Consider the following 6,649-nt stretch of genomic DNA (forward strand, 5'->3'; position numbering starts at 1 on the left):
CGAGATGGGCAACGCGAGCCGCCTGGCCGTGCTGTCGGGGCCGAACTTCGCCGCGGAGGTTATCCGGGGCATCCCGTCGGGCACCGTCATCGCCGGCTCCAACGAGGAGACTGCGGCGTTCTTCCAGCAGCTGTTCGCGTCCGAGACGTTCCGCACCTACGTCAGCGACGACGTGTGCGGCGTGGAGCTGTGCGCGGCGTTCAAGAACGTAATAGCCATCGCCGTGGGCGTGTCCTACGGCCTGGGGTACGGCGACAACACGGCTGCCATGCTCATGACGCGCGGCTTGGCCGAGATGAGCCGCCTCGTCGTGCGCTGCGGCGGGCAGGCCATCACCTGCATGGGGCTGGCCGGCACGGGCGACCTCGTGGCCACGTGCACCTCCGGGCATTCGCGCAACCGTCGTTTCGGCAAGCTTCTGGCCGAAGGCGGCACGCTCGAGGAGTTCGCCGCGCAGACGCACATGGTCGCCGAAGGGGCGCTCGCGTGCAAGACGCTCAAGACCCTGGCGGACTGCTACGACGTGGAGCTTCCCATCACCGACGTCGTGCGCAGCATCGCCTGGGAGGGCGCCGACCCTCACGATGTGGCCAAGACCCTCACCAGCCGTCCGCTCACCACCGAGTTCTACGGGCTCTAGCGCGTCAATCCACACCGAGGCAACAAGGCGTTGACCGGGGGTTCACCGAACGCGCGAGCGTATTGTCGCACGGCCGCAGCGCGGGTACTCTAGTCCTTGCCAACCGAAAGAGCGGCTTTGACAATCTATCCGAGTGCCCGTCGTCTCGTCTCTCGTGTGAACCCCCCCTCTCTCACTCTCTCTCAAACCTTCGACGGGCCGTGAGCATGCGCACCTTCCCCCTTCTCCTCTGTGCGCACTGCATAGCCTCCCTCGGGTCCCCCCAACCCAAGGGAGGCTTTTTTACGCCCGCTCTTCGGCTTCCAAGTACTTCGACGCGTCCACGCCGAGCTTCGCCAGCTTCACGGCGCCGACCCATGGGGCGCCCGCGGAAGCGACGAGGCCCGGCTTGTAGGCGAGCATCGTCACGGTAGCATCGGCGGCGAACGTCGGCCGCGCCGCGGCTCCGGTTTGCGCCGAGAGGCCGCTGGGGACGTCTGCCGCCACGGCGAACGGGGCGTCCTTGGCCTTCGCAGGCAGCGAGCGCCGCGGCCGTTCGTGCTCGCCTCGCTCGTGCGTGCGCTTGCGATGCCGCCCGCGGCCCTTGCCGCGCTTCCCCTCGAAGCGCCGGCGGTTGGCGGCCCGTATCCAGCCGGCGTACGGCTCGCGTACCTCGCCGCCGGAGAAACCGGTGCCCAGCAGCGCGTCCACCACGGCCTCGGCTTCGTCGACGGCATCGGCCAGCACGTCGGCGTCGGGTGCGATGAGCACGGACAGCGGAAGGCCGTCCTCGGCGGCTCGGGCGAACGTTTCCAACGCCGTGGAGCGCGCCGGTTCGGCATGCAGGCGCTCGGCCAGGTCGGGGGCGACCAGCGTCACGGGGTAGCCGGCCTCCGCCAGCACGCGGGCCGCCACCCACCCGTCGCCGCCGTTGTTGCCCGATCCCGAAAGCACCACGACCGGCGCCGGGTCGGGCACCCAGGCGCGCACCTCGTCGGCTACGGCCCGCCCCGCCCGGTCCATGAGCTCGGCAAGGGGCGTGCCGTCCTCGGCCACGGCACGCTCGAGCGCGGCCACCTCGTCGACGTCGAGCACGCCGCGGCGCTCGCGCGCCAGCTCCACGCCGGCCTCCGTCATGACGCGCGTTCCCGACAGCACGCCGTTCAGCATGACGAACGACCGCTTCCTCGCGCCGGCTTGCACGGCGCGCACGGCCAGCGACACGGCCCAGGCCGTCATGAAGGCCGTCCACGCTCCTACGACGGCCGCCCGGTGTTCGGCGGCGAACGCCGCGAGAGCGTTCATCTCGCCGACCTGTGCCGCGTCGAGGTCCAGCACGCCGAACAGCAGCGCGAACGGCGCCCAGCCGAACAACGCCAACAGCCCGTAACGTGCGAGGTACTGGTACCAGTGCGCCGGGGTCGCGTCCGTCCTCACGATGCGTAGCCTCAGCAGCTTCTGCGCCAGCGTCTGCCCGCGGGTGAGTGCAGGAACCAGCGCGAAGAACGCTGCGAACGATACCGCGTCCGCGACCTGCACCGCCGTGCCCCAGCTCGCGCCGGCGGCCTCGACGGCCGCGCGAGCGCCCAGCGCTTCGGCTGCGGCCGTCGCCGCCCCGGCCGCAGCCAGGGCGATCGCCAGATCGATGAAGAACGACAGCGCGCGCTTCGTCACGCTGGCGCGCATGCCCGCCTCGCGCGCCTCCTCGTTCACGAGCCGGATGTCGGGCAGCACGCGCATCGCGGGTCCAACCGTCCAGAATCCGATCATCGCTCCCAGCGTGTTCAGCATGAGGTCGTCGACGTCGAACAAGCGGTACGGATGCTCGTAGAGGCCCCAGAGCCCGGTGAGCTGGGTCGTCTCGAACGACAGCGTCACCAGAAAGCCGATGGCGAGCGTCTGCCACCACGTGCGGCGGAAATAGTAGCGCAGGTACATGCCCAGCGGCACCAGCAGCAGCACGTTGAAGAACGCCTCGTAGACGTACGGGTCGCGCAGCGCGGCCAGCCAGGTGGACGGATCGCTTGGCGAGAACGTCGTTTCGGCCAGGAACCCGTGCACGAAGTTGAACGGCACGAGCTGCGGCGTCTGCGCGTAGGGCACGACGGCCGAGCGGTCTTCGGGCAACGGCAGCAGTACGAGGAAGTACGCGCATAAGAGGTAGAACGCGAACGAGTACACCACGAGCGTGCGCAGCCAGGGTATGGAGCCGAACCTGCGGTACTGGTAGATCATGTAGGGAAGGGTGATGAAGAAGGCGATCAGCGGAAACGAGAGCGCAGCGAACAGGATGTTGGAGACGTAGACGTTCATGCGGGCAAGCGCCTTTCGGGTATAGGTCGGGAAGCGGGAAGCGGGGGAGAGGTCAGCTGCCTTCGCCCGCGCTCGCGCGCTCCAAGGCCAGCAGCGCGCCGCGCAGCCGTGCGTTCGCGCCGAGGGGCGCGCCGCCCGCTCCTACGATGCGGTGATCGGGCACGAGCACCGCCAGCGGGTTCTTGTGCACGGCGTTGCCCACCGCGCGGTACGACGACGGCTTGTCCAGAAGGGCGGCGACGTCGGCGGTGGTGAGCGTCTCCCCGTAAGGGATGCGTTCCAGCTCGCGCCACACGGCCAGCTGGAACGGGGTGCCTGCGGGTGCCAAGGGCACGTCGAACGCGCGTCTTTTTCCGGCGAAGTACTCCAGCAGCTCGGTGGCCGTGCGGTTCGCCAGCTCGCTCGGGCGTCGCTCGCCCGGAAGCGGTGCGTCGCCGAAGACGACCCGGGTGACGCCGCGATCGCTCGTGGCGATGGTGACGAGGCCGTGCGGCGTCCGATATGCGTAATGCGTGCCAACGCGTGCAGCCATGGAGCCTTCTTCCAGAGGGGAATCCCATTATAATGCAGCACGCCGCATCGCGGGGAGGCGGTCGGCCCTCGCCGTCATCATGTTGTTTTCCTCCGGCGCTCGGGGCAGCGTCGCGGCGGGAGCAGACTTTGCGCTAGAATGGGCGCAACGACGATGAGGAAGGACACGAGCATGTTCGAACCGGTGAAAATAGCGCCATCCATTCTGTCGGCCGATTTCATGCATCTCGGTCGCGACATCGAGCTGATCGAGAAAGCGGGCGCAGGATACGTCCACGTCGACGTCATGGACGGCCATTTCGTGCCGAACCTCACGATGGGCGTGCCCGTCGTCAAGCAGCTGAAGAAGGCCACGAGCCTGCCGCTCGACGTGCATCTCATGATAGCGAACCCGCTGGAGCAGCTGCCTTGGTTCCTCGATGCAGGAGCGGACTCGGTGACCGTGCATGCCGAGGCGCTCGACGCCGACGGGCTGGCGCGCGCCGTCGCGGCCATTCATGCGGCGGGGGCGAAGGCGGCCGTCAGCGTCAAGCCCCGCACGGCGGTCGGCGCGCTGGCGCCGGTGCTTGCCGATCTGGACATGGTGCTGGTCATGAGCGTAGAGCCGGGATTCTCCGGGCAGAGCTACATCGAGGGTAGCGAGGCTAAGGTGGCGCGCATCGCCGAGATGGCGCGTGCGGTGGGCGCCTCTCCGCTCATCCAGGTGGACGGCGGCATCGGGGAGGTCACGGCTCCTATCGTGGCCGCAGCCGGAGCCGACGTGCTCGTGTGCGGAAACGCCGTTTTCGCGGCCGAGGATCCTGCCGCCGCGCTCGCGGCGGTGCAGGCGGCGGCCGAGGAGGCGCGCCTGGCGGCGCTGGCCGTGTCGAAGGAGGCGTAAGCGCAATGGCGTCCGTGCCGAACGACTACGTGTACCTCGACTACGCCGCGACGGCGCCCTTGTGCGAGGAGGCTGCCGAGGCCATGGCTCCTTATCAGGTGCCCGGCCGCGCGAACCTCGCGGTCGGCGGCAACGCGAATTCGCTCCACGGGCCCGGCCGTGCCGCGTTCGCCGCGCTCGAGGAAGCGCGCCGATCCATCGCGCGCGACCTCGGCGCGCGTCGTCCCGACGGGATCGTGTTCACCAGCGGCGCCACCGAGGCCGACGACGCGGCTCTGCTGGGCATCGCGCAGGCCGCCGCGGACGAGCGCCGTCGGCGCGGAGCAGGGGATTTCGTCCCGCACGTCGTGGTCACCGCGGTCGAGCACGACGCTGTGCTGGCGCCCGCGAAGCGTCTGGAATCGCAGGGTTTCCGCGTCACGCGGCTCGCCCCGAACCGTCAGGGCTTCATCGAGGAGCGCGCGTTGGAGGCGGCGCTCGACGCCGATACGGTGCTCGTGTCGGTGCAGGCCGCCAACAGCGAAGTCGGCAGCATCCAGCCCATCGCCGATCTCGCCCGTGTCGCGCACGATCATGCCGCGCTGTTCCACACCGATGCCGTGCAGGCGCTGGGGAAAGCTCGCGTGAACCTGCAGGAGCTCGACGTGGACGCCGCGTCCTTCTCGGCTCACAAGGTGGGCGGCCCCAAAGGCGTCGGCGCGCTGTATCTGCGCGCCCGCACGCCGTTTCATGCCTACGCTATCGGCGGTGGCCAGGAAGGAGGCCGGCGCAGCGGCACGCAGAACGTGGCCGGCATCGTCGGGTTCGCGGCAGCCGTGCATGCGGCGACCGCGATGCAGGAGGCGGAGGCGGCTCGCCTGCGGGTTCTGCGCGACAGGCTGTACGAGCGGCTGGGCGCCATCGACGCGGTGGAGGCCACCGTGGACGTTGTGCCGGGCAGCGAGGATTTCCTTCCGAACATCGTGCATGTGCTGGTGGACGGTTTGGAAAGCGAAACGCTCATCCTTCGCTTCGACATGCAGGGCTTCGGCGTGTCGGGCGGGTCTGCCTGCTCGTCGCACTCGCTGGAACCCAGCCACGTGCTGCGTTCGCTCGGCATCGACGCCGACCGCGCGCACGGCGCCCTGCGCATCTCGATGGGGCGCTACACCGACGAAGCCGATGTCGAAGCCTTCGCGGTCGCCATGGAGAAGAGCCTGAACTGGAACTGAGGATCGAGGACGCGCGAGCTTGGTCGCGTCGATGAGCGTCGAGGAGCGCTGAGCCTATGGAATTGATCACCACCCATACCCACACCTGCTTCACCAACCACGGCGAGGGCACGGTGGAAGAGCTCGTGTCCGCCGCCGTCGCGGCGGGCGTCTCCACCATCGCGGTCACCGAGCACTATCCGATGACCGCGACGTTCGACCCCGACCGCTACCTGTCGATGCCGGCCGAGCGGATGGGGGAGTACCTGGCCGCCGTCGAGGCCGCGCGCGAGGCGCATCCCGAGATCGAGGTGCTGGTCGGCTGCGAGATGGACTGGCTGGGAGACGACGAGGACCGCGTCATCACGGCGGAGGACGTCGCGCCGTTCCAGCTGATCTTGGGCTCGGTGCATCTCGTCGACCGCTGGCCTTTCGACGACCCCGCCCAGCGCGGCCGCTGGGACGAGGTGGGCGCCGATCTTATCTGGCGGCGCTACTTCGAAGTGTGGTGCGAGGCCGTGTCCTCCGACGCGCCCTTCCACGTGATGTCGCATCCCGATCTGGCGAAGAAGTTCGGGTTCTACCCCAGCTTCGACCCGCAGCCGTTGTACGAGCAGGCTGCCGAGGCGTGCGCCGCGGCCGGACGCATGGTGGAGGTGAACACGTCGGGATCCTACTACGCCTGCAAGGAGATGTTCCCCGCGCCGGCGCTGCTGGCCGCGTTCTGCCGCGCCGGCGTGCCCTGCACGGTGGGCACCGACGCGCACGTGCCCGCCAACGTCGCGCGCGACATCGAGAAAGCCTATCGCCTTATGTACGAGGCGGGTTATAGAACGGTAACGGTCCCGACAGCCGACGGCGACCGTCGGGCCATCGCTATCGAGTAACGTGGGATCGAAAGTCTAGTTCGAACACGAGCGAAGGAGCCGCGCCATGGTTGCAGCGAAGAAGAACCAGAAGGATTCCAAGGGTCGGGAAGGTTTGGCGCGCCGTGCGTCGGGGTTGCTTTCCAAGCCTGTCACGGCGGTCACCACCGGCGCGCTCGAGCGCGCGCTGCTGGCCGAGTTTCCGGCTGCCGACGCCGAGCCGTGGGATCGCACCGGCATGTCGGTGGGC

The 6,649-nt window shown here is 69.0% G+C and carries 6 protein-coding genes and 1 pseudogene; 5 read left to right on the forward strand and 2 right to left on the reverse strand.

Going from position 1 to position 6,649, the window contains the following annotated elements:
* The coding region (locus ACMO6A_RS14840) for an NAD(P)H-dependent glycerol-3-phosphate dehydrogenase (RefSeq protein WP_418471475.1) at positions 1 to 640 on the forward strand (640 nt) is incomplete at its 5' end.
* A 282-nt stretch (positions 641 to 922) separates the two neighbouring features.
* On the opposite strand, the gene ACMO6A_RS14845 is transcribed toward ACMO6A_RS14840, so the two are convergent.
* The gene (locus tag ACMO6A_RS14845) at positions 923 to 2,932 is read right to left on the reverse strand and encodes an NAD(P)H-hydrate epimerase (RefSeq protein WP_086414636.1); all 2,010 of its coding nucleotides are present in this window, start codon (positions 2,930 to 2,932) and stop codon (positions 923 to 925) included.
* Positions 2,933 to 2,984: 52 nt separating this feature from the next.
* Positions 2,985 to 3,464 carry a methylated-DNA--[protein]-cysteine S-methyltransferase gene (locus ACMO6A_RS14850; protein ID WP_009304530.1) on the reverse strand — a complete coding sequence of 160 codons (480 nt, stop codon included), beginning with the start codon at positions 3,462 to 3,464 and terminating at the stop codon, positions 2,985 to 2,987.
* A 171-nt stretch (positions 3,465 to 3,635) separates the two neighbouring features.
* Here ACMO6A_RS14850 and rpe point away from each other — a divergent pair, with 171 nt between their 5' ends.
* The 4 genes and pseudogenes from rpe to ACMO6A_RS14870 all read left to right on the forward strand — a co-directional run.
* The gene (gene rpe / locus ACMO6A_RS14855; protein WP_009608336.1) at positions 3,636 to 4,343 is read left to right on the forward strand and encodes a ribulose-phosphate 3-epimerase; all 708 of its coding nucleotides are present in this window, start codon (positions 3,636 to 3,638) and stop codon (positions 4,341 to 4,343) included.
* Between the two features lie 5 nt (positions 4,344 to 4,348).
* Positions 4,349 to 5,554 (forward strand): cysteine desulfurase family protein, encoded by a 1,206-nt coding sequence (locus ACMO6A_RS14860; protein ID WP_021409907.1) that lies wholly within the window; start codon positions 4,349 to 4,351, stop codon positions 5,552 to 5,554.
* A 56-nt stretch (positions 5,555 to 5,610) separates the two neighbouring features.
* Complete coding sequence (locus ACMO6A_RS14865) at positions 5,611 to 6,420, forward strand: histidinol-phosphatase HisJ family protein (RefSeq protein ID WP_009304523.1); 810 nt, start codon at positions 5,611 to 5,613, stop codon at positions 6,418 to 6,420.
* Positions 6,421 to 6,466: 46 nt separating this feature from the next.
* A pseudogene (locus ACMO6A_RS14870) lies at positions 6,467 to 6,649 on the forward strand (Nif3-like dinuclear metal center hexameric protein); the annotation flags it as partial.

The organism is Eggerthella sp. (genome assembly GCF_048329335.1).
In the GTDB taxonomy this organism is placed as follows: Bacteria; Actinomycetota; Coriobacteriia; order Coriobacteriales; family Eggerthellaceae; genus Eggerthella; species Eggerthella lenta.